Source organism: Bradyrhizobium sp. CCBAU 53351 (genome assembly GCF_015291745.1).
In the GTDB taxonomy this organism is placed as follows: domain Bacteria; phylum Pseudomonadota; class Alphaproteobacteria; order Rhizobiales; family Xanthobacteraceae; genus Bradyrhizobium.
On record NZ_CP030059.1, the window covers coordinates 6,117,377 to 6,142,740 of the forward strand.

Below are 25,364 nucleotides of genomic sequence, written 5' to 3' on the forward strand. Positions count from 1 at the left end.
GCGGACAGGGTAGGAATGAAACCGACCGATATCGCGGCCCCCGACTACTTTCACAAAGTGGTCGATTGCCAATGGGCCTGTCCTGCACACACTCCGGTTCCCGAATACATCCGACTGATCGCACAAGGCCGCTACAGCGACGCCTACATGATCAATTGGAAATCGAACGTGTTTCCCGGCATCCTGGGACGCACCTGCGATCGTCCGTGCGAGCCGGCGTGCCGGCGCGGACGCGTCGAGGAAACTCCGGTTGCGATCTGCCGCTTGAAGCGCGTCGCCGCGGACTTCAAGGACGACATCAGGCAGCGCCTGCCGCGCCCCGCAGCGAAGAACGGCAAGCGCGTCGCCTTCGTCGGTGGCGGCCCGGCCTCGCTGACCGTGGCGCGTGATCTGGCGCCGCTCGGCTATCACTGCACCGTGTTCGATGCCGATCCGGAAGCCGGCGGCATGATGCGGTCGCAGATTCCCAAATTCCGACTGCCCAATTCGGTGATCGACGAGGAGACCGGCTACATCCTGGGTCTTGGCGTCGAATTCAAGGGCGGCCACCGCATCGAGAGCATGAAGGCGCTGCTCGCGGAGAAATATGACGCGATCTTCGTCGGCTCCGGCGCGCCGCGCGGCCGCGAGCTCGACATTCCCGGCCGCAAAGAAGCAGCCGGCAACATCCATATCGGCATCGAATGGCTGGCCAACGTGTCGTTCGGCCATGTCGACAAGATCGGCAAGCGCGTGATCGTGCTCGGCGGCGGCAACACCGCGATGGATTGCTGCCGCACCGCGCGCCGCCTCGGCGGCGAAGAGGTGAAGGTCGTAGTGCGCTCCGGCTTCGAGGAGATGAAGGCCTCGCCCTGGGAGAAGGAGGATGCGCTCCACGAGGATATTCCGATCCTCAATTTCATGGTCCCCGTCGCTTTCGTTCACGACAATGGCAAGCTCACCGGCGTCACCTTCCAGAAGGTGAAGGCCGAATACGACGCCAAGGGCCGCCGCAACCTCGTTCCCTCCGGCGAGCCGGACCAGACCATCGAATGCGACGACGTGCTGGTCGCGGTCGGCCAGGAGAACGCCTTCCCCTGGATCGAGCAGGATTGCGGCATCGAGTTCGACAAATGGCACATGCCCAAGGTCGATCCCAAGACATTCGTCTCGACCAATCCAAAGGTGTTCTTCGGCGGCGACGCCGCGTTCGGCCCGAAGAACATCATCTGGGCGGTGGCGCACGGCCACGACGCCGCGCTGTCGATCCACAAGATGCTGTCGGGCGAGGACATTACCGAACGTCCGCTGCCGGACGTGCATGTCTCGTCGCAGAAGATGGGCATCCACGAATGGAGCTATGACAACGACATCTCCGTCGACAAGCGCTACAAGGTGCCGCATCGCGACAAGGTGATCGCGCTGAAAGATATCCGCGCCGAGGTCGAGCTCGGCTATGACGTCAAGCTGGCGCTCGGCGAGGCCGAACGCTGCCTGAACTGCGACGTGCAGACCGTGTTCTCGACCTCGCTCTGCATCGAGTGCGATGCCTGCGCCGACATCTGCCCGATGGATTGCATCACCTTCACCGACAACGGCGAAGAAGGCGATCTGCGCCAGCGGCTCAAGGCACCCTCGGCGCATCCCGACCAGGACCTCTACGTCTCCTCGGACCTCAAGACCGGACGCGTGATGGTCAAGGACGAGGACGTCTGCCTGCATTGCGGGCTGTGCGCCGAACGTTGTCCCACCGGCGCCTGGGACATGCAGAAATATTTCATCGAGATGACCCACGCAGGTTCGACATGTCCGACAAAAAGCCGATCAGCAGCGTAAACGACTTCGTCGTCCGTTTCGCCAACGTCAACGGTTCGGGCTCGGCCAGCGCCAACGAGATGTTCGCACGCGCGATCCTGCGTCATGGCGTGCCGGTATCCCCCCGCAACATCTTCCCCTCCAACATCCAGGGCCTGCCGACCTGGTACGAGGTGCGGGTGACCGAAGAAGGCCATCTCGGCGCCCGCGGCGGCGTCGACATGATGGTCGCCATGAATCCGCAGACCTGGGACAAGGACGTCGCCGGCATCGAGCCGGGCGGCTATCTGTTCTACGATTCCACCAAGCCGATGCCGTCGACCAAGTTCCGCGACGACATCACCGTGATCGGCGTGCCCTTAACCGCCATCACCAACTCGACCTACACCGATCCGCGCCAGCGCCAGCTGTTCAAGAACATCATCTATCTGGGCGCTCTCTCGGCGCTGCTCGACATGGACCCCAAGCTGATCGAGCAGCTGATCGGCGAGCAGTACAAGGGCAAGGAGAAGCTGCTCTCCTCCAACGTCCACGCGCTGCATCTCGGCCGCGACTGGGCGCTGCAGAATTTGAAATGTCCGATCGGGCTGCGGGTGAAGAAATCCGACAAGGTCGGCGACCGCATCTTCATCGAGGGCAACAGCGCCGCCGCTCTTGGCGCCGTCTATGGCGGCGCTACGGTGTGCGCCTGGTATCCGATCACGCCGTCATCGTCGGTGGCGGAGGCTTTCACGGCCCATTGCAAGAAGTACCGGCACGACCCTGAAACGGGCAAGGCGAAATACGCCATCGTGCAGGGCGAGGACGAGCTCGCCTCGATCGGCATCGTAATCGGCGCCTCCTGGAACGGCGCCCGCGCCTTCACCGCGACCTCCGGCCCCGGCATCTCCTTGATGACCGAGTTCATCGGCCTCTCCTATTTCGCCGAGATTCCGGCCGTGATCATGAACATCCAGCGCGCCGGCCCCTCGACGGGCATGCCGACCCGCACCCAGCAATGCGACATCATCGCCTGCGCCTATGCTTCGCACGGCGATACCAAGCACGTGCTGCTGTTCCCGGAAGACCCGGCCGAGGCCTTCGAGTTCGCGGCGGCCGCCTTCGATCTCGCCGAGCGGCTGCAGACCACGATCTTCCTGATGCTCGATCTCGACATCGGCATGAACCACCGGCTCTGCCGGCCGCTGAAGTGGGACGATGCCAAGCAATATGATCGCGGCAAGGTGATGACCGCGGAGATGCTGGAAGAGGGCCGCGACTTCGGCCGCTATCTCGACGTCGACGGCGACGGCATCCCCTACCGCACCTATCCCGGCACGCATCCGACCAAGGGCTCCTACTTCACCCGCGGCACCTCGCGTGATCGCTATGCGCGCTACTCCGAGGAAGGCTCGGTTTACGCCGACAACATGCAGCGCCTGATGCGCAAGTTCGAGACCGCGCAGGACCTGGTGCCGCGGCCGCTGCAGGCCAATGCAGAGCGGCCGACCAAATACGGCGTGATCTATTTCGGCTCGACGTCGCCGGCGATGGACGAGGCGATCGGCCTGTTGGAAGCGCGCGGGCATCAGCTCGACCGGATGCGCATCCGCGCCTTCCCGTTCCACTCGAGCGTCGCAAGCTTCCTCGCCGAGCACGACTTCGTCTACGTGGTCGAGCAGAACCGCGACAGCCAGCTGCGCCAGCTCATCGTCAACGAGAACGGCATCGACCCGGTGCGTCTGGTGCCGATCGTGCATTATGACGGCTCGCCGATCACCGCCCGTTTCATCGCAAAAGCCATTGGCGATCACCAGGATCACCTCAAGGTGACCCCGCTCCGCAAGGCCGTGTCATGACCTACATCGCAAAACCGAAATTCCATCATCCGGGCCTGAAGAAGAACGAGCTCGGCTACACGCATCGCGACTACGAGGGCAAGATCTCGACGCTGTGCGCGGGCTGCGGCCACGATTCGATCACCGCCTCGATCATCGAGGCCTGCTACGAATTGTCGATCGAGCCGCACCGGGTGGCAAAGATCTCCGGCATCGGCTGCTCCTCGAAGACGCCGGACTATTTCCTCGGCAATTCGCACGGCTTCAACTCCGTGCATGGCCGCATGCCATCAGTGCTGACCGGCGCCAACCTCGCCAATCGCGACCTGATCTATCTAGGCGTGTCCGGCGACGGCGATTCCGCCTCGATCGGCTTCGGCCAGTTCGCGCATTCGATCCGGCGCGGCGTCAACATGACCTATATCGTCGAGAACAACGGCGTCTACGGCCTGACCAAGGGCCAGTTCTCGGCGACCGCCGACCGCGGCTCGAAGAGCAAGAAGGGCGTGACCAACACCGACAACGCCATCGACCTCGTCGCCATCGCGCTGCAGCTCGGGGCCACCTTCGTCGCGCGTAGCTTCTCCGGCGACAAGACCCAGCTGGTGCCGCTGATCGCGGCCGCGATCCGCCACAAGGGCGCGTCCTTCATCGACGTCATCAGCCCCTGCATCGCCTTCAACAACCACGCCGGCTCGACCAAGAGCTTTGATTATGTCCGCGAGCACAATGACGCCGTGAACCGGCTCGATGTGCTGGTCGGCCGCGATCCCATCGCCGTCGATTACGCGCCCGGCACGGTGCAGATGGTCGAGCAGCATGACGGCAGCAAGATCGCGCTGCGCAAGATCGACGCCGACTACGATCCGCATGACCGGCTGGGCGCCCAGACCTTCCTCGCGAAGCACGCCGCCAAGGGGCAGATCGTCACAGGCCTCCTCTACGTCGACCCCGACGCGGAAGATCTGCACGAGCACCTCAACACGGTCGAGACGCCGCTCAACACGCTGGAGGCGGATACGCTGTGCCCGGGCTCGGCCGTGCTGGACAAGATCAACGCCAGCCTGCGGTGATCATTTGCTCCGCGCCGAAGCCGACGACCTGACTCGGATCGTTATCTTCTCCGACACGATGGGCGGTTGAAACGGATAGTGCTTGGCGTCGCCGAGCACCAGCTGGAGCGTGTGCGTGCCCGGCGCAAGCTCAAGCATGGTTTCGGTCTGCCCTGCGCCGAAATGCAGGTGCGACTTGTCTTGCGGGATCGGCTCATTCGGATCGATGGGGTCGTTGACGTCGACCAGCAGGTGATGATGGCCGGCGTTCTGGTAGTCGTCGCCAGCATGCGTCACACCCATGTTACGCAAGCCGAACCGGACCCAGACCCCACCGCGAACCTTCTGCCCGTCATGCGGCGTGATGAAATAGAGCTTGGCGTCCTTGGGCGCAGCCTTGCCCTGCGAACAGGCCGGGCCCGGTAGCAATGCGATCGCGACTACCAGCGCGACACAGCCAATGATCTTCATCAAACTACTCCAGCACTTACGGACTGAGTGCGACACGGAATCCATGTGTAGGGTAGCGAACATTAGTGTCGTAACCATCGCGATTTGACGGCCGCACATATCTCGAATCGTTCTTCCAGGACCCCGAGCGCAGGACATGAGAGCTGCAGTCGCCGCTGCTCCATGCCGAGCCGTCACCCGGCGCGCCCTGATAGGTCTTATGCCAGCAGTCCTCGACCCACTGATCGATGCCGCCGCCCATGTCATAAAGCCCGAATGGATTGGGCCTGAAGCTGCCGACCTTGGCCGGCTGCTCAGCCGCAAGATCACCGCAATCCTTGCACCCGGCCATGCCCGGCTGGAGCTTGTCGCCCCACCAGTATTTGGTCTGCGTTCCGCCGCGCGCGGCATATTCCCATTCGGCCTCGCTCGGTAGGCGGTAAGGCTTCTTCGTCGTCTGCGCGAGCCAGGCGGCATATTGTTGCGCATCGGCCCAGCTCACGTTGCTGACGGGGGCATCGTCCTTGCCGGTGGCCGTAAATCCGCACGCCCCGGCGGCGGCGCACTCGTTCCACTCCCGCACGGTTACCGGAAATTTTCCGATCGAGAACGGCTTGACCGCGACCTGGTGGACAGGCCGTTCGGTCGGGTCGTCATTGTTTCCCATCGCGAAGCTTCCGCCGCGAATGGCGATCATCTCGGGTTCGCGAGGCGGCGTCGCCGATGGGCTGGGCGCCGGCGACGGCGACGGAGGGGCGGAAGCCAATGATGGGGAGGGTTGTGGCGTCTGCGTCGCTGCCTCCTGCGGCAGCGCGGCCGGGGCGGCGGTGGGCGTGGCGGCCTGCTCGTTGATCCTGCCGGGCTGCACCAGCAAATACCAGAGCACGCCGGTCGCGATAATCAGCACCGTGATGGCCAAAAGGAAGATAAGGGTATTTTCGCGCCGCCCTCGCGTCCTGCCGACCGCATCTGCATCCGGCAGCACGCGATAGACACGCACCGGATCGGTGATGTTCTTGACTTTGCGGTCTCCGAGCGACTCATAGCCGCACACCACCTTGTGCTTGATCTGCTCGTAGATCGCGCCTGAGATATAGACCTGACCAGGCTCCGCAATGCCTTCGATACGTGTGGCGATATTGACGCCATCGCCGTAGATATCGTCCGGCTCCACGATCACGTCGCCGAGATTGACGCCAATCCGGTATTCGAGCCGCGAATGCTTTGGAAGCGAGGCATTGCGGCCGATGAGGTTCTGCTGGATCACGATGCTGCAGCGAACGGCCTCAACGGGGCTGTCGAAGATGGCGATGAAGCCATCGCCCGTGGTCTTCACCAGACTTCCATGGTGCTCGATGATGCTGGGCTGGATGATATCGCGCTCGATCCGCTTGACGCGGACATGCGTTCCCTCCTCGTCCGCTTGCATGATGCGGCTGTAGGAAGCGATGTCGCCGACAATGATCGCCGCGAGACGGCGAGGCATGGGGCCGTGTGGCGGCGGCTCATCCTGATTGCCGGATCTGAAGTTGCGAATTTCGCCCATGCGGGGGACTCCACACGCTTACAAGGCAGCCCCAGCTTACGACTGCCAAAGGCGGCCGTCTGTGAACGCTACCACATTGTCGAACCGAGACAATGTCGCCGCCATCGCCGACATCGGGTTCCGGAGAAATCAAGGAGTGCATCAATTGAACCTTCTTGGTGCCATCAATGACTAAGGCCCGGCCTGAGACGACGGCCCGAGTTCGTGCCGGGATAGTCGCACGGGTGACCGTGCCGAAGGCCTGAACGCAGTGCGCTGGCGCCGCGACTAATGGCAGGCCTGCGCCGCCCTGCCGCGGCGGGCTATTGCCGCCAAGCGCCCGGTGCGATCATGAAGCTTACTCTTGTCCTCCCGCTTGCCCTTGCCGCATTCATCGGCGCCGCCCAGGCCGAGGAAGGCGACGACATCCGTGAGGCCAGCAAGGCTGAAGCCGAGACCTTCAACGCGCGCATGTATGCGGGCGCCCCCGGCGCAAAAGCCTATGCCTGCTTCGTCCGCCGCTACGATGCCGACCATCTTGCGCGGCATCCGAAGCAGAAGGTCGCCTCGATGAAGCTGTTGATCTCGGCGGAACTGGACAAGGAGGACAAGGAGCTGCACAACTCCTTCCGGCTCGGCTTCAGGTACCGGCATCGCTCCGGCGACTTCGATTCGAGCGGTTCGTGCAATCACGCTGTGTTCACCAAGGGCGGCAACGAAGTCCGCCTGGGTTGCGGCGTCGACTGCGAGGGCGGCGGCATCGGCGTTGCACTCTCGAAGGACGACAGGTCGGCGATCGTGCGGCTCGAGCGCGTCAGGGTCTGGCAGAACAACAAGCCGGACGACGACGCCGAGCGATCGCTCGTCGGCGGCGCCGACGACAGGATTTTCCGGCTCGATCGCACCGATTCCAGCGAATGCGCTTCGCTGGTGACCGACCGCAAGGAACTCGCGGCACTGCGCCACAAGTGATATGTGTCCGGCGAATCCAGGCCAGTCGAGGGAGATCGCCATGAACCGCCGGAACATCCTGTGGAGCGCCGTCTCGGCGCTGGGCGCAGCGTTCGGCGCCTCGCGTGCGCAAGCCGCGACGGAAGCGGGCGCGGGCAACAAGCTGAAAGTGGTCTATCACCTCAGCGACGCCGAGAAGGTCAACTTCGTGCTCGGCAACATCCAGAACCACATCGACGGGGTCGGTGGCCCCGAACACGTCACGATAGCGCTGGTGATCCACGGTCCGGCGCTGAAAGCGTTTCACGCTGGCCAAGCCAACCCCGATCTCAGCAAGCGGATCGGCGAATTCTCCAAGGACGGCGTCGAGCTCGCCGCCTGCGGCAACACGATGAAGGCGCAGAACGTCACGCTGAAGGAGCTGCTGCCGGGCTTCGTCAGCGCGGAAAAGGGCGGCGTGGTTCGTTTGGCCGAGCTGCAGTCGCAGGGGTATCTGTACTTGCGGCCGTAGGGCGGCGCCGCGACGCGCCATGGCGTCCGACACCCCTTGACTTACCCATAACTCCACGGTTATGCATTAATCCATAACTCCAAGGTTATGGATTTTCCATGTCCCCCGCCCCCGATATCCTGTTCAGGACGCTCGCCGACCCCACGAGGCGGGCGATCTTCGAGCGGCTGTGCCGCGAGGGCGAGCAGACGGTCGGGGCATTGACGGTGCGATCCGGCGTTTCGCAGCCGGCGGTCTCAAAACATCTCGGTGCGCTGAAGCAGGCCGGCCTGGTGCGGGACCGCCATGAGGGACGCCAGACCCATTACAGCGCCCAGCCCGGCGCGCTCGATCCGCTGGTCGACTGGACCAGCCAGATGGCCGGCTTCTGGCAGAAGCGGCTCGACGCGCTCGATGATCTCCTGAAGAGGATGGACCAATGACTGAAGCCTCAAGCCAGACGCGCTCCGTGGTCGTCGAACGCGAATTCGCGTTTCCGGCCGAACGGCTCTGGCGCGCGCTGACGCAGCCGCATCTGATCGAGGACTGGCTGATGAAGAACGACTTCAAGCCCGAGGTAGGTCATCGCTTCAACCTGCGCGGCGAATGGGGCGGCGTGCTGGACTGCGAGGTGCTCACCCTCGAGCCGCAGAAGAGCCTCGCCTACACCTGGAATTTCTCGCATGAGGACGCCGCCTTCGACCTCAGAAGCGTCGTCACCTTCACGCTGACGCCGACCAGCAGCGGCACGCATCTGCGCGTCGAGCAGGCGGGCTTCAGCCCGACACAGAAGCAGGCTTTTGGCGGCGCGCAGGCCGGCTGGAAGCAGTTTTTGGCAAAACTGGACGAGGTGCTGGCGCGAGGAGCCTAGCTCTCCGCCCGCGCCTATTTCCGAACATTCTCAAGAGAGGACCCAATGAGCACGCAGATGTGGATACGGCAAATTCATCGTTGGCTGTCGATGGCTTTCACGCTTGCGGTCATCGCCAACATCGTCGCCATGATCATGCAGCTCCAGGCCGTGTGGATCGGCTTCCTGGCGCTCGTGCCGCTGATTCCGCTGCTCGCGACAGGGCTGTATCTGTTCGCGCAGCCCTATCTCAGCCGCAGCAACGCGTGAGGCGAGAGCATGAAAAAGACCGTGACCGCGAAGAAGGCCGGCGCGTCGGACGCGAATGGAGCCTCCCCCTCCAAGCTGATCGACGGCAGGATCAAGGAGCTCGGAGACTGGCGCGGCGACATGCTGGCGCGGGTCCGCGGCCTGATCAAGGAGGCCGCCCCTGATGTCGTCGAGGAATGGAAATGGCGCGGCGTTCCGGTGTGGGAGCATGACGGCATCATCTGCACCGGCGAGACCTACAAGGAAGTGGTGAAGCTGACCTTCGCCAAGGGCGCGGCGCTCGATGACCCCTCAGGCCTGTTCAATTCCAGCCTCGACGGCAATGTGCGGCGCGCGATCGATATTCGCGAGGGCGAGAAGGTCAACGAGAAGGCGTTGAAGGCGCTTATCCGCGCGGCGGTGGAGCTGAATGCGAGCAAGGCGAAGAAGAAGCCGGTGAAGCGATCGGGATAAAAGCGCGCGGTGGCGTAGCCGCAGCGGGAACAGCCCTTCTCCCCTTGTCGAAGAAGGTGGCGCGAAGCGCCGGATGGGAGTTCTGTCGACACGGAAGTTGCGGAGCGATACCCCTCACCCCAGTGCGCTTGCATCTACCGGCGTCGCTGCCCGCTCCCAAGGGGCGAGGGCACATTAACGCGCCGCTGTATTGCTCACATCGGCAGGCCCTCACGCCACCGCGGCTGCGATCGGGCGCGGGCTGACGACGTATTCGCGCAGGACCTTGTCGTTGGCATCGACCTCGATCAGCGCGACGTCGTAGGTCCAGAGATCGGCGAGGTGCTGCAGCACGCGCTTGGCGTCGGTCTCGTTCAGCTGCGAGCCCTTGATGACGTGGTGATGCAGGATCAGGCGGCGGTCGCCGGAAAGATCGACGTCGACCACCTCGATATTGGCGTCGATGTAGCCGACATCGTGCTGCCGTGCCAGCTCGCGGCGAACGCGGCGGAAGCCGCGCTCGTCATGGATGGCGTCGACGCGGATGCCGGCACGCTCCTCCGGATCGTCGTGCAGATGGAACATGCGGAAGTGCCGCATCAATTTCGGGCTCAGGAACTGGCCGATGAAGCTTTCGTCGCGGTAGTTGGCCCAGACGTCGCGCAGCACGCCCATCACGTCGCCCTTGCCGGCGATGTCGGGGAACCACTCGCGGTCCTCGTCTTCCGGCTTGGTGACGATCCGCTCGATGTCCTGCATCACGGCAAAACCGAGCGCGTAAGGGTTGAATCCGGAGAACCGCCGGTCGTCGAATTCGGGCTGGAACACCACGTTGGTGTGCGAGCCCAGGAATTCGAGGAAATTGCCGTCGCTGATGCGGCCCTGCTCGTGCAGCTTGGTCATGATGCGATAGTGGACGTAGGTCGCCGTCCCCTCGTTCATCACCTTGGTCTGGCTCTGCGGATAGAAATATTGCGCGATGTGGCGGACGATGCGCAGCAACTCGCGCTGCCACGGAGCCAGGCGCGGCGCGCTCTTTTCCAGGAAGTAGAGCAGGTTTTCCTGCGGCAGCCCGAGCAGCTTGCGGCGGCGCTCGATGCTGAGCGCGGACCGGCTCTTGGCGGCGCCCTTGGGGACGGTGCGCCAGAGGTCGTTGAACACCTCCTCCTCGTGCTGGCGGCGGCGCCCTGCCCGCTTCTCCTCGACGCGCAAATCCAGCTTCTTCTTGCCGGGATAGCGGTCGATGCCGTGCGACATCAACGCGTGCGCGGCGTCCAGCGTGCGCTCGACCTCGACGCGGCCGTAGCGCTCCTCGCATTGCATGACATAGGTCTTGGCGAAGTCGAGATAATCGAGGATGCCGTCGGCGTCGGTCCACTGCTTGAACAGGTAATTGTTCTTGAAGAAGTGGTTGTGGCCGAAAGCGGCGTGCGCGATCACCAGGGTCTGCATCGTCGCCGTGTTCTCCTCCATCAGATAGGAGATGCAGGGCGAGGAGTTGATCACGATCTCGTAGGCGAGTCCCATCAGGCCCTTGCGATAGGACGCCTCGTGATAGGCGAATTGCTTGCCGAACGACCAATGCTTGTAGAACAGCGGCATGCCGACCGACGAATACGCGTCCAGCATCTGCTCGGCGGTGATCACCTCGATCTGGTTCGGATAGACGTCGAGCCCGAGATCCTTCAACGCCACCGCCTCGCAGGCATCGGTGATGCGCTGCAAGGTGTGGAAATCCCAATCCGCGCCTTCGAACAATCGTTCAGTCATGGAGCGGCCTTCTCCTGGGCAGTTTCGCGGCGCTGGAACAGATCGTGGAACACCGGAAAGATCTCGCTGCGCTCGGAGACCTTGCGCATCGAGAGCGGTGCGCCGCCGTTGCGCAGGCGCTCATAGAGGGTCCAGAGCGAGGAGTCGGAGAGATCGAAGGCGCTGCCGCCGGACTCCCCGACCTCGAGATAGGCAAAGAACTGGCAGACCGGCAGGATCTTGTCGGTCAGCAGCATGCCCGTCAGCTCGCCGTCGGAATAGGAATTGTCGCCGTCGGAGGCCTGCGCGGCATAGATGTTCCAGTCCGACGGGTTGAAGCGCTCGCGCACGATCTCGTGCATCGCCTGCAGCGCGCTGGAGACCAGCGTGCCGCCCGAGGCCGGGCCGTAGAAGAAGGTCTGCTCGTCGACCTCCTCGGCGCGGTCGGTGTGGCGGATGAAGACGATCTCGACGTGCTTGTAGCGGCGCTTCAGGAACACGTAGAGCAGCATGTAGAAGCGCTTGGCGAGATCCTTCATGTGCTCGGACATCGAGCCGGAAACGTCCATCAGGCAGAACATCACCGCCTGCGCCACCGGCCGCGGCACCTTCTCGTAGCGGCGATAACGGATGTCGAGCGGGTCGATGAAGGGAATGCGTTTCGATTTCGCCTTCAGTTTTTCGAGCCGAGCCATGAGCTCCACGCGCTCGTCCTCGTCGGTGCAGGCGGCGATCGCGGCCTCCAGCTCCTCGATCTCGTCCTTGCTGGGACGCTTGAGCGCGATGCGGCGGGCGAGCGCGAGCTTCACCGTCCGGCTCACCGAGATGTTGGCGGGCGAGCCCGAGGTGGTGTAGCCGGCGCGCTGGATGCCCTCGCTCTCGGTCTGCGCGATCTTGCGCTTGGCGAGATCCGGCAGCTCAAGATCGTCGAGGAAGAGATCGACGAACTCGTCGCGGGAGAGCACGAAGCGGAACGCGTCCTCGCTGTCGCCTTCGCCCGGGCCGGAATCCTTGGCACTGCCCTGGCCGGAGCGCTGCAGATAGTCGCCCTCGATGAACTTCTTGTTGCCGGGCAGCACCATGTCGCGCGTACCGCCTTCGCGGCGAAAGCGCGGCTCGTGCATGCCGTCGAGGGGGATCGTGACTTCGCCCCCCTCCAGGACGTCCTTGATGTCGCGTTCCTGCGAGGTCTTCTTGACGGCGCCCTGCACCAGGGATTTGGCCCGACGCAAGAACCGCTGGCGGTTCTCAAGACTCTTGCCGCCTGGATTCAGGCGCCTGTCAATAATGTGAATGGGCACTTTACCATTCGCCTCCCATCCGCCTCAACCGGCCTGCTTCACGCGCATGTACCATTCGACGAGCCGGCGAACCTGACGCTCGGTGTAGCCACGCTCCACCATGCGAGCGACGAACTCGCCATGCTTCTTCTCCGTTTCGCCGTCCTTCTTCGATCCGAAGGAGATGACCGGAAGCAGGTCCTCGACCTGGGAGAATATCCTCTTTTCGATCACGTCGCGAATCTTCTCGTAGGAGGTCCAGGTCGGATTCTTGCCGCCGTTCTGGGCCCGCGACCGTAACGAGAATTTGACGACCTCGTTGCGGAAGTCCTTGGGGTTGGCGATGCCCGCCGGCTTCTCGATTTTCGTCAGTTCCTGGTTCAAAAGCTCGCGATCGAGCAGTTGGCCGGTGTCGGGATCCTTGAAGTCCTGGTCCTCGATCCAGGCGTCGGCATAGTCGACGTAGCGATCGAACAGGTTCTGGCCGTAATCCGAGTAGGATTCCAGATAGGCCTTCTGGATCTCGTTGCCGATGAACTCGGCATAACGCGGCGCCAGATCCGCCTTGATGAATTCGAGATAGCGCTTCTCGACTTCCTCCGGCAGCTGCTCGCGGCGGATCGACTGCTCCAGCGCGTACATCAGATGCACGGCGTCGGCGGCGACCTCCTGCGGGTCGTGGTTGAAGGTCGCGGCCAGGATCTTGAACGCGAAACGGGTCGAGACGCCGTCCATGCCCTCGTCGACGCCGGCGGCGTCGCGATATTCCTGGACGCTGCGCGCTTTCGGATCGGATTCCTTCAGGCTCTCGCCGTCGTAGACCCGCATCTTGGCGAACACGGTGGAATTCTCGTGCTTGCGCAGGCGCGACATCACCGAGAACCGTGCCAGGGTCTCCAGAGTCGAGGGCGCGCAAGGCGCCGAGGCCAGCTCGGAACCCTGAATCAGCTTTTCATAGATCTTCTGCTCTTCGGTGATCCGCAGGCAGTAAGGCACCTTGATCACGCAGATGCGGTCGATGAAGGCTTCGTTGTTCTTGTTGGACTTGAAGCTCGCCCACTCGGCTTCGTTGGAGTGCGCGAGGATCACGCCGGTGAACGGGATCGCGCCGATGTTCTCGGTGCCGATGTAGTTGCCTTCCTGCGTCGCGGTGAGCAGCGGGTGCAGCATCTTGATCGGGGCCTTGAACATCTCGACGAACTCGAGCACGCCCTGGTTGGCGCGGTTGAGGCCGCCGGAATAGCTGTAGGCGTCGGGATCGTTCTGCGCGTAGGTCTCCAGCTTGCGGATGTCGACCTTGCCGACCAGCGAGGAGATGTCCTGGTTGTTCTCGTCACCGGGCTCGGTCTTGGCGATTGCGATCTGGCGCAGCCGCGACGGCTGGATCTTGGCGACCCGGAACTGGGAGATGTCGCCGCCGAAGGCTTCCAGCCGCTTGTAGCACCACGGGCTCATCAAGCCGGTGAGACGCCGGCGCGGAATGCCGTATTTCTCTTCCAGCATCGGGCCGAGCTGATCGGGATCGAACAGGCTGAGCGGGCTCTCGAACACCGGGGAGAGTTCGTCGCCGGCCTTGAGCACGTAGATCGGATGCACTTCCATCAGCGACTTCAGCCGCTCGGCGAGCGAAGACTTGCCGCCGCCGACAGGTCCGAGCAGATAGAGGATCTGTTTGCGTTCCTCGAGGCCCTGCGCCGCATGCCGGAAGAAACCAACGATGCGCTCGATCGTTTCTTCCATGCCGTAGAAGCCGGCGAAGGCCGGATAGGTCCGGATCGTGCGGTTCAAAAAAATACGGCCAAGGCGTGGGTCCTTGGCCGTGTCAATCGTCTGAGGTTCACCGATCGCTGCTAGCAGTCGTTCGGCCGCGTTCGCGTATTTCATGGGATCGCTTCGACACGATTCCAGATATTCCGCCATCGACATGTCGTGCTGGCTTCTCGCCTCGAACGACCGAGCGAAAGCGTTGAATAGAGAATCGTTGTACATGATCCCTCTCCGCGTGAGTTCCGCTACAAGCTGAAACGAAAGCAGTTACCGGACCGTTCCTCAGGCCGTTTCGAATCAGCGTGAGCACATGACGATCATTGGACACCCGGGTGCCAACACGACGCAACGCACAACGTAGGCACTCGTTGAGTTACGAACAGGCACATGCCCGTAATTTGTGCGAATCTCTGTCTATATTGGCTCATTTCCAAAAAATGTCACTCGGTCGCAACATCCGGGCATTACCGGGGATGCGTTCATCCGGCGTTGCAGCATAGCGATCCCGGCGGCGATCTTATGACGCTTGTACGGCGAAGCCTTGGGCACTGTCTTGAGCATCGCCTTGGGTGCCGCGTTCATCTTCCTGCTGCAATGCGGTGCGCGGCGTGCTGGCTGCGTGCGCGTCGCGGCAAGCACGCAGCACTGTATCAAAATCGGTCGCCAGGCCCTCTGCCCGGATGACGATACGATCGTTCTGCGCATGACGGGCCAGGTTGCGCATGCTGCGGAGGTGCCGCTGCAAGTCCGGCGTCGGCGTCAGCACGATCATCTCGCGGCCGCGACACTGTTCGGCAGAAATCCGCGCGATCGAATCCCACGGCAGAAATTCATTGCCGAGGCGGAGATCGCGGATGCCGTAGCGATTGACGATGAGAACCGGGCCCCGCTCGGTGGGAAGCATCCAGATCAGCCGGATCGTCACCAAGGCGAACACCACGACGCCGGCATATCCGACCATCGTGTTGTAATCGCCAAGACCATCCCACCAGTGGAAGGCAAGGGTCGCACTGAACAGGGTCATCGCAAAGCCCGCCGCAACCAGCAGTCGCAGCAAGGTCCTACATGGGCTGATTTCGAGATCCTGCGATCCGTCGACGGATCCGGCCTGCGCGCCCGGCGGCGCACTATTGGCGACGGCGAACGCCATGCCTTCATGACGAGCGTGCATGCTTTCCCCCAGCATGGCCATTTGCGACCGAGCTATTCACCAGATGCACTGGAATCAGCCGATGGCATCCGCACAGCCACTGGTTGATAGCGAAGCGGCCGACATTACACAACCAGACTTGACGCAACCAGACTTGGCCGAACTTTCGGCCAACGACCTTTTACGCAACTCAAAGATTACGCAACTCAAGGACTTTTTCGCAACAACCCTGCTGCCGCCCGGATCGCCATGATCGCGACGGAGTTACACTGGAGGGTATGACGCCTGTACCCTTGATTGGTTCCCTCCCGGGAGCATGTAAGCTAGAGGATAGCGCGTCAGGACCGGCGCGGAAACCCCTCGCCCGCAGGCTTGGAGATAAATAAGCATCATGAATCCCGTCAAAGAACTGGAAAAGCACGGACAAGCCGTCTGGCTGGACTTCCTGGCCCGTGGCTTCATCGCCAAGGGCGACCTGAAGCGGCTGATCGACACCGATGGCGTCAAGGGCGTCACCTCCAATCCCTCGATCTTCGAGAAGGCGATCGGCAGCTCGGACGAATACGATGCCCCGATCGGCAAGGCGCTGAAGCGCGGCGACCGGACCGTGGCCGATCTGTTCGAGGCCGTCGCCGTCGAGGATATCCAGGCCGCCGCCGACGTGCTCCGCCCGGTCTATGACCGCCTCAAAGGCGGCGACGGCTATGTCAGCCTGGAAGTCTCGCCCTATCTCGCCATGGACACATCAGGCACGGTCGCCGAAGCACGGCGGCTCTGGAAGGACGTTGGTCGCAAGAACCTGATGGTGAAGGTGCCGGCAACGCCCGAGGGCCTGCCGGCGATCGAGACGCTGATCGGCGACGGCATCAGCATCAACATCACGCTGCTATTCTCCAAAGCGGTTTACCTCCAGGTGGCCGAAGCCTACATCGCCGGCCTGGAAAAATACGTCGCCGGCGGCGGCGATCCCTCGCATGTCGCGAGCGTGGCGAGCTTCTTCGTCAGCCGCATCGACTCCGTAGTCGACAAGCAGCTCGACGAAAAGATCGCCCGCGCCAACGACCCGTCCGAGAAGGAGCGGCTCGCCGCGCTGAAGGGCAAGGTCGCGATCGCCAACGCCAAGGTTGCCTACCAGGATTACAAGCGCCTGTTCTCGGGCCCCCGCTGGGACAAGCTCGCCGCCAAGGGCGCCAAGCCGCAGCGCATGCTGTGGGCCTCGACCGGCACCAAGAACAAGGATTACAGCGACGTCCTCTATGTCGAGGAGCTGATCGGCCCCGACACCATCAACACGGTGCCGCCGGCGACGCTGGACGCGTTCCGCGACCACGGCAAGCCGCGCGACAGCCTGGAGGAGAACGTCGACGACGCAAGGCGCGTGCTCGAAGAGCTGGAGCGCTCCGGGATCTCGCTCGACGCCATCACCGAGGAACTGGTCAAGGACGGCGTCAAGCTGTTCGCCGACGCCGCCGACAAGCTCTACGGCGCCGTCGCCCACAAGCGCGCGACCGTGCTCGCGCCCGCGCTCGATGGTCAGGAGCTCTCGCTCGGCGACGGCCTCGGCAAGGCCGTGGCCAAGAGCACCGAGGAATGGCGGGCGTCCGCCAAGATCCGCCGGCTGTGGCAGCGCGACAAGTCGGTCTGGACCGGCACTGATGAGGACAAATGGCTCGGCTGGCTCGACAGCGCGGCCAAGGCCGACGTCGCCGATTACGAGGATTATGCGGGCCGCGTGAAGGGCCAGAAATTCTCCGACGCCGTCGTGCTCGGCATGGGCGGATCGAGCCTCGGCCCCGAGGTGCTGGCCGAGACCTTTGGCAAGAAGCCCGGCTTCCCGAAGCTGCATGTGCTTGATTCCACCGACCCGGCGCAGGTGCGGGCGATGGAGGCGAAGATCGACATCGCGAGCACCGTGTTCATCGTCTCGAGCAAGTCGGGCGGCACCACCGAGCCGAACGCGATGAAGGACTATTTCCACGAGCAGGTTGCCAAGGCGGTGGGTGCGAAGGTGAAGACCGGCCATCGCTTCATCGCTGTGACCGATCCCGGCTCGTCGCTGGAGAAGGCCGCCAAGAAGCTGAACTACGCCCGCATCTTCCATGGCGAGCCCTCGATCGGGGGCCGTTATTCGGTGCTGTCGCCGTTCGGCCTGGTGCCGGCGGCAACCGCCGGCATCGACGTCAAGACCTTCGTCAAGCACGCGCTCGCCATGGCCCGCTCCTGCGGGCCGGACGTGCCGCCGAGCGAAAACCCGGGCGTGCAGCTCGGCCTCGCCCTGGGCCATGCCGGCCTCGAAGGTCGCGACAAGGTGACGATCCTGGCCTCGAAGAAGATCGCCGATTTCGGCGCCTGGGCCGAGCAACTCATCGCGGAATCGACCGGCAAGGAAGGCAAGGGCCTGATCCCGATCGAGGGCGAGCCGCTGGGCGATCCCGCGGTCTACGGCAACGACCGGTTCTTCATCGACATCCGCATCGAAGGCGAAGCGGACGCCGCCCACGATTCCAAGCTCGCCGCGATCGAAGCGGCCGGCCATCCCGTGGTTCGCATCGTCATGAAGTCGATCGACCATCTCGGCCAGGAATTCTTCCGCTTCGAGATGGCGACCGCAGTCGCGGGCTCGATCCTCGGCATCAACCCGTTCGACCAGCCGGACGTGGAAGCGGCCAAGATCAAGACTCGCGAGCTGACGGCGTCGTTCGAGAAGACCGGCGCGCTGCCGGAAGAGGAGCCGGTGGTCAGCACTGATGAGGCCGATCTCTATACCGACGAGGCCAACGCCACGGCGCTGCGCGCCGCCGGCGCCAATGGCGATCTCACCTCCTGGCTGAAGGCGCATCTGTCGCGCTCGGGCGATGGCGACTATGTCGCCCTGCTCGGCTATGTCGCGCGCGACAAGGCGACAATCGACGCGCTCCAGGCCATGCGGCTCGAGGTGCGCGAGAAGCGGCATGTCGCAACCTGCGCCGAGTTCGGACCGCGCTTCCTGCACTCCACGGGGCAGGCCTACAAGGGCGGACCCGACAGCGGCGTGTTCCTCCAGATCACGGCCGACGATGCCAAGGACCTCAAGGTGCCGGGCCAGAAGGCCAGCTTCGGCGTGATCAAGGCGGCGCAGGCGCGCGGCGATTTCGACGTGCTCACCGAGCGTGGCCGGCGCGCGTTGCGCGTCCACCTCAAGGGCGGGCTCAAGAAGGGTCTTGCCGCTCTCAACGCGGCGCTCACCGACGCGCTCACTTAAGGAATATCGCCAATGCAACTCGGCATGATCGGCCTCGGCCGGATGGGCGGCAACATCGTTCGCCGCCTGATGCGCCACGGACATTCGACCGTGGTCTACGACAAGGACGCCAAGGCCGTAGCCGGCCTTGCCGCCGACGGCGCAGTCGGCTCGGCGACGCTCGAGGACTTCATCTCGAAACTCGAGCGTCCCCGCACGGCCTGGGTGATGCTGCCGGCCGGCCACATCACCGAAACGACGATCGACATGATCGCCGGCGTGATGCAGGACGGCGACGTCATCATCGACGGCGGCAACACTTTCTGGCAGGACGACGTCCGCCGCGGCAAGGCGCTGAAAGCCCGCGGCATCCACTATGTCGACGTCGGCACCTCCGGCGGCGTCTGGGGCCTCGACCGCGGCTATTGCATGATGATCGGCGGCGAGAAACAGGTGGTCGACCGGCTCGACCCGATCTTCGCCGCGCTCGCGCCCGGCGCCGGCGACATTCCGCGCACCGAGGGACGCGAGGGACGCGATCCCCGCATCGAGCAGGGTTACATCCATGCCGGCCCCGTCGGCGCCGGCCACTTCGTCAAGATGATCCATAACGGCATCGAATACGGCCTGATGCAGGCCTATGCCGAAGGTTTCGACATTCTCAAGAACGCCAACATCGAGGCCCTGCCGGCGGACCATCGCTACGATTTCGATCTCGCCGACATTGCGGAAGTGTGGCGGCGCGGCTCGGTGATCCCGTCCTGGCTGCTCGACCTCACCTCGACCGCGCTCGCCGACAGCCCGCAGCTCGCCGAATATTCCGGCTTCGTCGAGGATTCCGGCGAGGGACGCTGGACCGTGAATGCCGCCATCGACGAGGCCGTGCCGGCTGAAGTGCTGACCGCGGCGCTCTACACACGTTTCCGTTCCCGCCGGGAACACACCTTCGCCGAAAAAATTCTCTCCGCAATGCGCGCGGGATTCGGCGGCCACAGGGAGCCGAAGCAGCCGGGCGCTGCGAAGTCGAAATAGCAAGTAGCGAAGCGAAGGCCAACAATTCGTGACAAAAGACCCGCAAGCCAAGCGCAAGCCGGAAAATTGCGCCTTCGTCATTTTCGGCGTGACCGGCGACCTCACCCATCGGCTGGTGATGCCATCGCTCTACAATCTCGCCGCCGAGCACCTGCTGCCTGAAAAGTTCTGTGTCGTCGGCGTGGCCCGCAAGAGCCAGTCGGATGACGAGCTGCGCGACAGCCTGATGAAGGGCCTGCGCAAGTTCGCGACGCGGCCGGTCGACGACGACATCGCAAAGCAGCTGCTGCAATGCGTCACCTTCGTCGAGGCCGATCCGAAGGACCCGCCGTCGTTCGATCGCCTGCGCGAACACCTGGATTCGCTGGAATGCGCGCAGGAAACCGGCGGCAACCGCCTGTTCTACCTGGCCACGCCGCCGGCCGCGTTCGCGCCGACCGCGCGTGAGCTCGGCCGCACCGGCATGATGAAGGAGAACGGCGCCTGGCGCCGCCTCGTGATCGAAAAGCCGTTCGGCACCGATCTCGCGTCGGCCAAGGCGCTGAATGCCGACCTTTTGAAGATCATGGACGAGCACCAGATCTACCGGATCGATCATTATCTCGGCAAGGAGACGGTGCAGAACATCCTGGTGCTGCGCTTCGCCAACGGCATGTTCGAGCCGATCTGGAATCGCAACCACATCGACCATATCCAGATCACGGTGGAGGAGAAGCTCGGCGTCGGCCATCGCGGCGGCTTCTACGATGCGACCGGCGCGCTGCGCGACATGGTGCCGAACCATCTGTTCCAGTTGATGTCGCTGGTCGCGATGGAGCCGCCGGCGCGCTTCGACGCCCATTCGGTCCGCTCCGAAAAGGCCGAGGTGCTGACGTCGATCCAGCTGCCGAGCCGGGAGGATGCGCTGAAAAACTCGGTCCGCGCGCAATATCTCGCAGGCCGCGTCGGCGACGACGATGTCCCGGACTATCGCAAGACCGAGGATGTCAAACCCGGCAGCACCACCGAGACCTTCGTTGCGCTGAAGCTAATGATCGACAATTGGCGCTGGGCCGGCGTCCCCTTCTATTTGCGGACCGGCAAGGCGCTGGGCCACAAGCGCACCGAGGTCGCGATCAAGTTCAAGCAGGCACCGTTGTCCATGTTCTCGGGGACCGACGTCGACCGCCTGTCGCAGAACTTCCTCACCATCGGTATCGCGCCGACTGAAACCATCGAGCTTCAGTTCAACGCCAAGATCCCGGGACCGAGCATCACGATCGACGGCGTCGAGATGAAATTCAAGTACGGCGACTATTTCCAGGCCGACCCCTCGACCGGCTACGAGACGCTGATCTACGACTGCATGATCGGCGACAACATCCTGTTCCAGCGCGCCGACGGCATCGAGGCTGGATGGCAGGCCGTGCAGCCGTTCCTGGACGCCTGGAAGAGTGAAGGCACCAACGGCATCGAGACCTATGAAGCCGGCAGCGACGGGCCGAAATGCGCCGACGAGCTGCTGCGGCGCGACGGGCGAAGCTGGCGGAAGTTCTCGTGATGGCCGCAGCGGGCCAGCCGAAGCTGATCGTCGCGGCCGACGCCGAAGCCCTGGCGCAGGCCGCGGCCGAGCGGGTGATGGCACGGATCGCGGCCAATCCCGGCCGCATCGCGATCTGCCTGACCGGTGGCTCCAGCCCGAAGAAGCTCTATCAATTGCTCGGCAGCGACGCATATCGCTACAAGATCCCGTGGCAGCGCGTGCATTGGTTCATCGGCGACGAGCGCTTCGTCGGCGAGAGCGATCCCCTCAACAACATGGCGGTCGCGCGCACGACGTTTCTCGATCGCAATGCGGCCTCGAGCCATATCCACCCGATTCCGACCAAAACTGAATCTCCCGAGGAAAGCGCCGAAGCCTACGCGCGCGAGCTGCAGGCCTTCTACGGCTCTGGACGCCTCGATCCGTCGCGTCCGCTGTTCGACATGGTCCTGATGGGCGCGGGCCCGGACGGCCACACAGCTTCGCTGTTTCCCGGCTTCCCCGAGGTCGAGGAGAGCGAGCGCTGGGTCGTCGGGGTGCCCAAGGCCAATGTCGCGCCTTTCGTGCCGCGGGTCTCGCTTACCCTGCCCGTCCTTGCGTCGTGCTACGAAATGCTGTTCGAGATGGCCGGGCACGACAAGCAACCGATCTTGACGCGCCTCCTCAATGGCGAGACTCTGCCGGCGTTACGCGCGCGCTCGAAGGGTGAGACCGTCTGGCTGGTCGACCAAGCCGCGCTTCCGGAGGGCATTCGTGGCGGGCGTTGAAGCACCTTGTGCATTGATCGTGATGGGCGTGTCGGGGTCGGGCAAGAGTACGATCGCGGCAGCGCTCGGCCAGCGGCTCGGCTGGCGTTTCGAGGACGGCGACAGCTTTCATCCCGCCAGCAATGTCGAGAAGATGCGCGCCGGCCACCCGCTCACCGACGAGGACCGCTGGCCCTGGCTCAACGCCATCGCCGATGAGATTGCGCGGGTTTGCGACGAGGGCGAGCACGTCATCATCGCCTGCTCGGCGCTGAAGCACACCTACCGCGACGTCCTGCTGCGCGGGCGCGACGATGTCCGCTTCGTCTTCCTGAAGGGTACGAAAGAGCTGATCGCCGAGCGGCTCGCCCAGCGCAAGGGCCATTTCATGCCGCCGGGGTTGCTGACGAGCCAGTTCGAGACGCTGGAGCCGCCGGAAGCCGGCGAGCACGTCATCACCGTCTCGATCGATGAAACGGTCGAAGCGATCGTGGACGGCATCGTACGGCAGTTGAAGCTGGGCGGGGCGAAGCGCTGAGACCTGAAAAACCTGAAGGTTCTGCCATGACGCAAATCTCACTGGTCGTATCCGACGTCGACGGCACGCTGCTGACCAAGGACAAGACCCTGACCGAGCGCGCGAGAAGCGCAGTGCAGCGGCTGCATAAGGCCGGCATCGGCTTCACCATCACCTCCAGCCGTCCCGCCATCGGCATGCGCTTTTTGATCGAGCCGCTGGCGCTGTGGCTGCCGGTCGGCCCGTTCAACGGCTCCTCGATCGTCGATCCCGAGATGCGGCCGGTCGAGCAGCACCTGATCCCGGCCGGCGCGGCCGAGCGCGCCTTGCAGATCCTTCGCGAGTTCGGCGCCGACATCTGGCTGTTTACCACCGACAAATGGCTGATCGACAATCCCGACGGCAAGTACGTCGCGCACGAGCAGCACACGATCCGCTCCGATCCCACCATTGTGACGGATTTCTCGCCGTATCTCGCCAGTGCCTGCAAGATCGTCGGCGCCAGTGCCGATGCCGCGGGCCTCGAGGCTTGCGAAAAGGCGATGCAGGAGGCGCTCGGCGTCGAGGCCACCGCCGTGCGCTCGCAGACCTATTATCTCGACATCACCCCGCCCGGCTTCAACAAGGGCACCTTCGTCGAGGCAATGGCCAGGCGGCTCGGCATCGCGACCAGCGCCGTCGCCACTATTGGCGACATGCAGAACGACCTCGCGATGTTCGCCGTCAGCGGCACCTCGATCGCCATGGGCAACGCCACCGACAACGTCAAGGACCAGGCGACGCACGTCACCGCGAGCAACGAGCAGGACGGTTTTGCGGAAGCGATGGAGATGATCCTGAAGCGGAATGGAGTGGGGTGAGGTGTTTCAACCTCTCCCGCTTGCGGAAGAGGTCGCCGCGCAGCGCGGGAGCGCACCTCTCCTCCTCACTTCGACCGCTGCATCGCCGGCTTTTCGCTCTTCTGCCTTGCCGCGGACAGATTGTGTGCGGTGTTGATCAGCGCGATGTGGGTCAGCGCCTGCGGGAAATTGCCGGTCTGGCGCCGGGTCACGGAATCATATTCCTCGGCCAGGAGACCAACGTCATTCGCGATGCCGGCCACGCGATCGAGCAAGGCTTGCGCCTTGTCGAGATCGCCCGCCAGCACATGGGCATCGGCGAGCCACAATGTGCAGGCCAGGAACGCACCTTCGAGCGGCGGCTGGTCCGCGGGCAGCTCGCGCGGATCGTGCCGCAGCACGAAGCCGTCGCGCATCAGGCGGGCCTCGACGGCCGCGATGGTGCCGCGGATCCGCGGATCGTCCGCCGGCAGAAAACCGACGGCCGGCAGCAGCAGCACGGATGCATCGAGCAGCTTCGCGCCATAGGATTCGACGAAGGCGTTTTCCTCGGCGTCAAATCCCCTGTTGCAGACATCGCGATGAATGGCCTCGCGCAAGGTGCGCCAGTGCAGCAGCGGCGCCTTGAAGCCGAACGTCTCGGCGCTCTTGATGCCACGGTCGAAGGCGACCCAGGTCATGACCTTGGAGAAGACGTAGTGCCTGGGCTCGCCCCGGCGCTCCCAGATGCCGTGATCGGGCCGGTCCCAGACCTCGGCGAGATGATTGAGCACGGCGCATTCCAGCGCCCATGTCGTTTCATCGTCGAGCTTGAGCTTGGCCATGCGCGACTGGTGGAATGCGTCGATCAATTCGCCGTAGACGTCGAGCTGAAGCTGCGCATGCGCCGCATTGCCGACGCGCACCGGCTTTGCGCCCTCATAGCCGTCGAGCCAGCCGGCCTCCCATTCCAGGAGCCGCCGCTGGCCCCAGATGCCGTACATGATTTGCATGTTCGCCGGCGAACCTGCGGCGGCGCGCAGCAGCCAATTGTGCCAAGCCAGGGCTTCCTCGGTGTAGCCCGAGTTCATCAGCGCCAGCAGCGTGAAGGTGGCATCGCGCAGCCAGCAGAAGCGGTAGTCCCAGTTCCTGCTGCCGCCGAGCTTTTCCGGCAGTGACGTGGTCGGTGCTGCGACGATGCCGCCCGTCGGGCCGAAGGTCAGCGCCTTCAGCGTGATCAGCGAGCGCATGATGAGATCGCGATAGTCGCCGTCGCGGGTGCAATGGCCACACCAGTCCTTCCAGAACTCCTCGGTGTCCCGGAGCGCGGTCTCGGGATCGATCGGCGCGGGCGGCTCGAGATGCGAGGGGCCGTAGGTCAGGACGAACGGCACGGTCTCGCCTGCCCTCACCTCGAAATCGGAGACCGTGGTCAGATCCTCGCCGCGGGTCCCGACCGGCGTGCGCAACACCGTCATGTCCTGGCCGGCAATGGCCATCAGCGAATGGTCGATCCGCCGCACCCAGGGAATGTCGATGCCGAAGCCGAAGCGGATCACGAGCTCCATCCGCATTTTCACTGAGCCCTCGATGCCGCGCACCAGCCGGACGATGTCCGACGCCTTGCCGCGCGGCGGCATGAAGTCGATCAGCGCGATGGTGCCGCTCTTGGTCTCAAAACGCGTTTCGAGGATGAGGGTATCGCCGAGATAACGTCGCGATGTCCCGATGACGTCCTCGTTCGGCGCGATCAGCCAGCGGCCGTTCTTATGGGTGCCGAGGATGGCGGCAAAGCACGCGTCGGAATCGAAGGCCGGCCAGCACAGCCAATCGATTGAGCCGTTGCGCCCGACCAGCGCGGCGGTCTCGCAATCACCGATCAGCGCATAGTCTTCGATCTTCTGTGACAATGTCGTGCGAGCCTGAGAAGCC

23 protein-coding genes are annotated in these 25,364 nt (G+C 63.8%); 16 read left to right on the forward strand and 7 right to left on the reverse strand.

The window, feature by feature from the left end:
* Positions 1-15 precede the first annotated feature (15 nt).
* The 3 genes from XH83_RS29090 to XH83_RS29100 are packed head-to-tail and all read left to right on the forward strand — an operon-like array spanning position 16 to position 4,684.
* Positions 16-1,815, forward strand: a complete 1,800-nt coding sequence (locus XH83_RS29090; protein WP_194404058.1) for an FAD-dependent oxidoreductase — start codon at positions 16-18, stop codon at positions 1,813-1,815.
* Positions 1,785-3,632, forward strand: a complete 1,848-nt coding sequence (locus XH83_RS29095) for a 2-oxoacid:acceptor oxidoreductase subunit alpha (protein ID WP_194404059.1) — start codon at positions 1,785-1,787, stop codon at positions 3,630-3,632. Before XH83_RS29090 ends, XH83_RS29095 begins: the two co-directional genes overlap by 31 nt.
* Complete coding sequence (locus tag XH83_RS29100) at positions 3,629-4,684, forward strand: 2-oxoacid:ferredoxin oxidoreductase subunit beta (RefSeq protein ID WP_194404060.1); 1,056 nt, start codon at positions 3,629-3,631, stop codon at positions 4,682-4,684. Before XH83_RS29095 ends, XH83_RS29100 begins: the two co-directional genes overlap by 4 nt.
* On the opposite strand, the gene XH83_RS29105 is transcribed toward XH83_RS29100, so the two are convergent.
* Both XH83_RS29105 and XH83_RS29110 read right to left on the reverse strand, forming a co-directional pair.
* Complete coding sequence (locus XH83_RS29105; RefSeq protein WP_194404061.1) at positions 4,685-5,134, reverse strand: DUF4399 domain-containing protein; 450 nt, start codon at positions 5,132-5,134, stop codon at positions 4,685-4,687.
* 16 nt (positions 5,135-5,150) lie between these two features.
* The gene (locus XH83_RS29110) at positions 5,151-6,659 is read right to left on the reverse strand and encodes an SUMF1/EgtB/PvdO family nonheme iron enzyme (RefSeq protein WP_194404062.1); all 1,509 of its coding nucleotides are present in this window, start codon (positions 6,657-6,659) and stop codon (positions 5,151-5,153) included.
* Positions 6,660-6,989: 330 nt separating this feature from the next.
* Here XH83_RS29110 and XH83_RS29115 point away from each other — a divergent pair, with 330 nt between their 5' ends.
* The 6 genes from XH83_RS29115 (at position 6,990) to XH83_RS29140 (ending at position 9,652) form a co-directional block, all read left to right on the forward strand.
* Positions 6,990-7,610 (forward strand): hypothetical protein, encoded by a 621-nt coding sequence (locus XH83_RS29115; RefSeq protein WP_194404063.1) that lies wholly within the window; start codon positions 6,990-6,992, stop codon positions 7,608-7,610.
* A 40-nt stretch (positions 7,611-7,650) separates the two neighbouring features.
* Positions 7,651-8,100 carry a DsrE family protein gene (locus XH83_RS29120; RefSeq protein ID WP_194404064.1) on the forward strand — a complete coding sequence of 150 codons (450 nt, stop codon included), beginning with the start codon at positions 7,651-7,653 and terminating at the stop codon, positions 8,098-8,100.
* A 98-nt stretch (positions 8,101-8,198) separates the two neighbouring features.
* Positions 8,199-8,522: a helix-turn-helix transcriptional regulator gene (locus tag XH83_RS29125; protein WP_194404065.1), complete on the forward strand. Its 324-nt coding sequence runs from the start codon at positions 8,199-8,201 to the stop codon at positions 8,520-8,522.
* Entirely contained in the window at positions 8,519-8,950 is a 432-nt protein-coding gene (locus tag XH83_RS29130; RefSeq protein WP_194404066.1) for an SRPBCC domain-containing protein, read from the forward strand. The genes XH83_RS29125 and XH83_RS29130 overlap by 4 nt, the downstream gene beginning before the upstream one ends.
* Before the next feature lie 45 nt (positions 8,951-8,995).
* On the forward strand, positions 8,996-9,199 hold the full coding sequence (locus tag XH83_RS29135) for a hypothetical protein (RefSeq protein WP_194404067.1): 204 nt from the start codon (positions 8,996-8,998) through the stop codon (positions 9,197-9,199).
* A 9-nt stretch (positions 9,200-9,208) separates the two neighbouring features.
* The gene (locus XH83_RS29140; protein ID WP_194404068.1) at positions 9,209-9,652 is read left to right on the forward strand and encodes a DUF1801 domain-containing protein; all 444 of its coding nucleotides are present in this window, start codon (positions 9,209-9,211) and stop codon (positions 9,650-9,652) included.
* A gap of 210 nt (positions 9,653-9,862) precedes the next feature.
* Here XH83_RS29140 and XH83_RS29145 read toward each other — a convergent pair whose 3' ends face one another.
* The 4 genes from XH83_RS29145 to XH83_RS29160 all read right to left on the reverse strand — a co-directional run bounded on the left by XH83_RS29145 (position 9,863) and on the right by XH83_RS29160 (position 15,598).
* On the reverse strand, positions 9,863-11,401 hold the full coding sequence (locus XH83_RS29145) for a SpoVR family protein (protein WP_194404069.1): 1,539 nt from the start codon (positions 11,399-11,401) through the stop codon (positions 9,863-9,865).
* Entirely contained in the window at positions 11,398-12,675 is a 1,278-nt protein-coding gene (locus XH83_RS29150) for a YeaH/YhbH family protein (RefSeq protein ID WP_194408435.1), read from the reverse strand. The genes XH83_RS29145 and XH83_RS29150 overlap by 4 nt, the downstream gene beginning before the upstream one ends.
* 30 nt (positions 12,676-12,705) lie before the next feature.
* Positions 12,706-14,649 (reverse strand): PrkA family serine protein kinase, encoded by a 1,944-nt coding sequence (locus XH83_RS29155; protein ID WP_194404070.1) that lies wholly within the window; start codon positions 14,647-14,649, stop codon positions 12,706-12,708.
* A gap of 295 nt (positions 14,650-14,944) precedes the next feature.
* The gene (locus XH83_RS29160; protein ID WP_246776346.1) at positions 14,945-15,598 is read right to left on the reverse strand and encodes an STM3941 family protein; all 654 of its coding nucleotides are present in this window, start codon (positions 15,596-15,598) and stop codon (positions 14,945-14,947) included.
* Here XH83_RS29160 and XH83_RS29165 point away from each other — a divergent pair.
* The 7 genes from XH83_RS29165 (at position 15,597) to XH83_RS29195 (ending at position 23,474) form a co-directional block, all read left to right on the forward strand.
* The gene (locus tag XH83_RS29165) at positions 15,597-15,830 is read left to right on the forward strand and encodes a hypothetical protein (RefSeq protein ID WP_210347025.1); all 234 of its coding nucleotides are present in this window, start codon (positions 15,597-15,599) and stop codon (positions 15,828-15,830) included. The two genes, XH83_RS29160 and XH83_RS29165, sit on opposite strands and share 2 nt — an antisense overlap.
* Positions 15,831-15,968: 138 nt before the next feature.
* The gene (locus XH83_RS29170; RefSeq protein WP_194404073.1) at positions 15,969-18,818 is read left to right on the forward strand and encodes a bifunctional transaldolase/phosoglucose isomerase; all 2,850 of its coding nucleotides are present in this window, start codon (positions 15,969-15,971) and stop codon (positions 18,816-18,818) included.
* A gap of 12 nt (positions 18,819-18,830) precedes the next feature.
* Positions 18,831-19,829, forward strand: coding sequence for a phosphogluconate dehydrogenase (NAD(+)-dependent, decarboxylating) (gene gnd, locus XH83_RS29175; RefSeq protein WP_194404074.1), 999 nt, complete (start codon positions 18,831-18,833; stop codon positions 19,827-19,829).
* A gap of 28 nt (positions 19,830-19,857) precedes the next feature.
* On the forward strand, positions 19,858-21,369 hold the full coding sequence (gene zwf, locus XH83_RS29180) for a glucose-6-phosphate dehydrogenase (RefSeq protein WP_194404075.1): 1,512 nt from the start codon (positions 19,858-19,860) through the stop codon (positions 21,367-21,369).
* Positions 21,369-22,118 carry a 6-phosphogluconolactonase gene (pgl, locus tag XH83_RS29185; RefSeq protein ID WP_194408436.1) on the forward strand — a complete coding sequence of 250 codons (750 nt, stop codon included), beginning with the start codon at positions 21,369-21,371 and terminating at the stop codon, positions 22,116-22,118. The genes zwf and pgl overlap by 1 nt, the downstream gene beginning before the upstream one ends.
* Positions 22,105-22,635 (forward strand): gluconokinase, encoded by a 531-nt coding sequence (locus tag XH83_RS29190; RefSeq protein ID WP_194404076.1) that lies wholly within the window; start codon positions 22,105-22,107, stop codon positions 22,633-22,635. The genes pgl and XH83_RS29190 overlap by 14 nt, the downstream gene beginning before the upstream one ends.
* A gap of 26 nt (positions 22,636-22,661) precedes the next feature.
* Positions 22,662-23,474 carry an HAD family hydrolase gene (locus XH83_RS29195; RefSeq protein ID WP_194404077.1) on the forward strand — a complete coding sequence of 271 codons (813 nt, stop codon included), beginning with the start codon at positions 22,662-22,664 and terminating at the stop codon, positions 23,472-23,474.
* Positions 23,475-23,539: 65 nt separating this feature from the next.
* On the opposite strand, the gene XH83_RS29200 is transcribed toward XH83_RS29195, so the two are convergent.
* A complete protein-coding gene (locus tag XH83_RS29200) occupies positions 23,540-25,342 on the reverse strand; it encodes a glycoside hydrolase family 15 protein (protein ID WP_194404078.1) in 1,803 nt (600 codons plus the stop codon).
* Positions 25,343-25,364 lie beyond the last annotated feature (22 nt).

Excerpts from the sequence above, each read along its gene's own strand:
- XH83_RS29090 (WP_194404058.1), top strand. The coding sequence starts at position 16 with ATGAAACCGACCGATATCGCGGCCCCCGACTACTTTCACAAAGTGGTC.
- XH83_RS29095 (WP_194404059.1), top strand. The coding sequence starts at position 1,785 with ATGTCCGACAAAAAGCCGATCAGCAGCGTAAACGACTTCGTCGTCCGT.
- XH83_RS29100 (WP_194404060.1), top strand. The coding sequence starts at position 3,629 with ATGACCTACATCGCAAAACCGAAATTCCATCATCCGGGCCTGAAGAAG.
- XH83_RS29105 (WP_194404061.1), bottom strand. The coding sequence starts at position 5,134 with ATGAAGATCATTGGCTGTGTCGCGCTGGTAGTCGCGATCGCATTGCTA.
- XH83_RS29110 (WP_194404062.1), bottom strand. The coding sequence starts at position 6,659 with ATGGGCGAAATTCGCAACTTCAGATCCGGCAATCAGGATGAGCCGCCG.
- XH83_RS29115 (WP_194404063.1), top strand. The coding sequence starts at position 6,990 with ATGAAGCTTACTCTTGTCCTCCCGCTTGCCCTTGCCGCATTCATCGGC.
- XH83_RS29120 (WP_194404064.1), top strand. The coding sequence starts at position 7,651 with ATGAACCGCCGGAACATCCTGTGGAGCGCCGTCTCGGCGCTGGGCGCA.
- XH83_RS29125 (WP_194404065.1), top strand. The coding sequence starts at position 8,199 with ATGTCCCCCGCCCCCGATATCCTGTTCAGGACGCTCGCCGACCCCACG.
- XH83_RS29130 (WP_194404066.1), top strand. The coding sequence starts at position 8,519 with ATGACTGAAGCCTCAAGCCAGACGCGCTCCGTGGTCGTCGAACGCGAA.
- XH83_RS29135 (WP_194404067.1), top strand. The coding sequence starts at position 8,996 with ATGAGCACGCAGATGTGGATACGGCAAATTCATCGTTGGCTGTCGATG.
- XH83_RS29140 (WP_194404068.1), top strand. The coding sequence starts at position 9,209 with ATGAAAAAGACCGTGACCGCGAAGAAGGCCGGCGCGTCGGACGCGAAT.
- XH83_RS29145 (WP_194404069.1), bottom strand. The coding sequence starts at position 11,401 with ATGACTGAACGATTGTTCGAAGGCGCGGATTGGGATTTCCACACCTTG.
- XH83_RS29155 (WP_194404070.1), bottom strand. The coding sequence starts at position 14,649 with ATGTACAACGATTCTCTATTCAACGCTTTCGCTCGGTCGTTCGAGGCG.
- XH83_RS29165 (WP_210347025.1), top strand. The coding sequence starts at position 15,597 with ATGCTTTCCCCCAGCATGGCCATTTGCGACCGAGCTATTCACCAGATG.
- XH83_RS29160 (WP_246776346.1), bottom strand. The coding sequence starts at position 15,598 with ATGCACGCTCGTCATGAAGGCATGGCGTTCGCCGTCGCCAATAGTGCG.
- XH83_RS29170 (WP_194404073.1), top strand. The coding sequence starts at position 15,969 with ATGAATCCCGTCAAAGAACTGGAAAAGCACGGACAAGCCGTCTGGCTG.
- gnd (WP_194404074.1), top strand. The coding sequence starts at position 18,831 with ATGCAACTCGGCATGATCGGCCTCGGCCGGATGGGCGGCAACATCGTT.
- pgl (WP_194408436.1), top strand. The coding sequence starts at position 21,369 with ATGGCCGCAGCGGGCCAGCCGAAGCTGATCGTCGCGGCCGACGCCGAA.
- XH83_RS29195 (WP_194404077.1), top strand. The coding sequence starts at position 22,662 with ATGACGCAAATCTCACTGGTCGTATCCGACGTCGACGGCACGCTGCTG.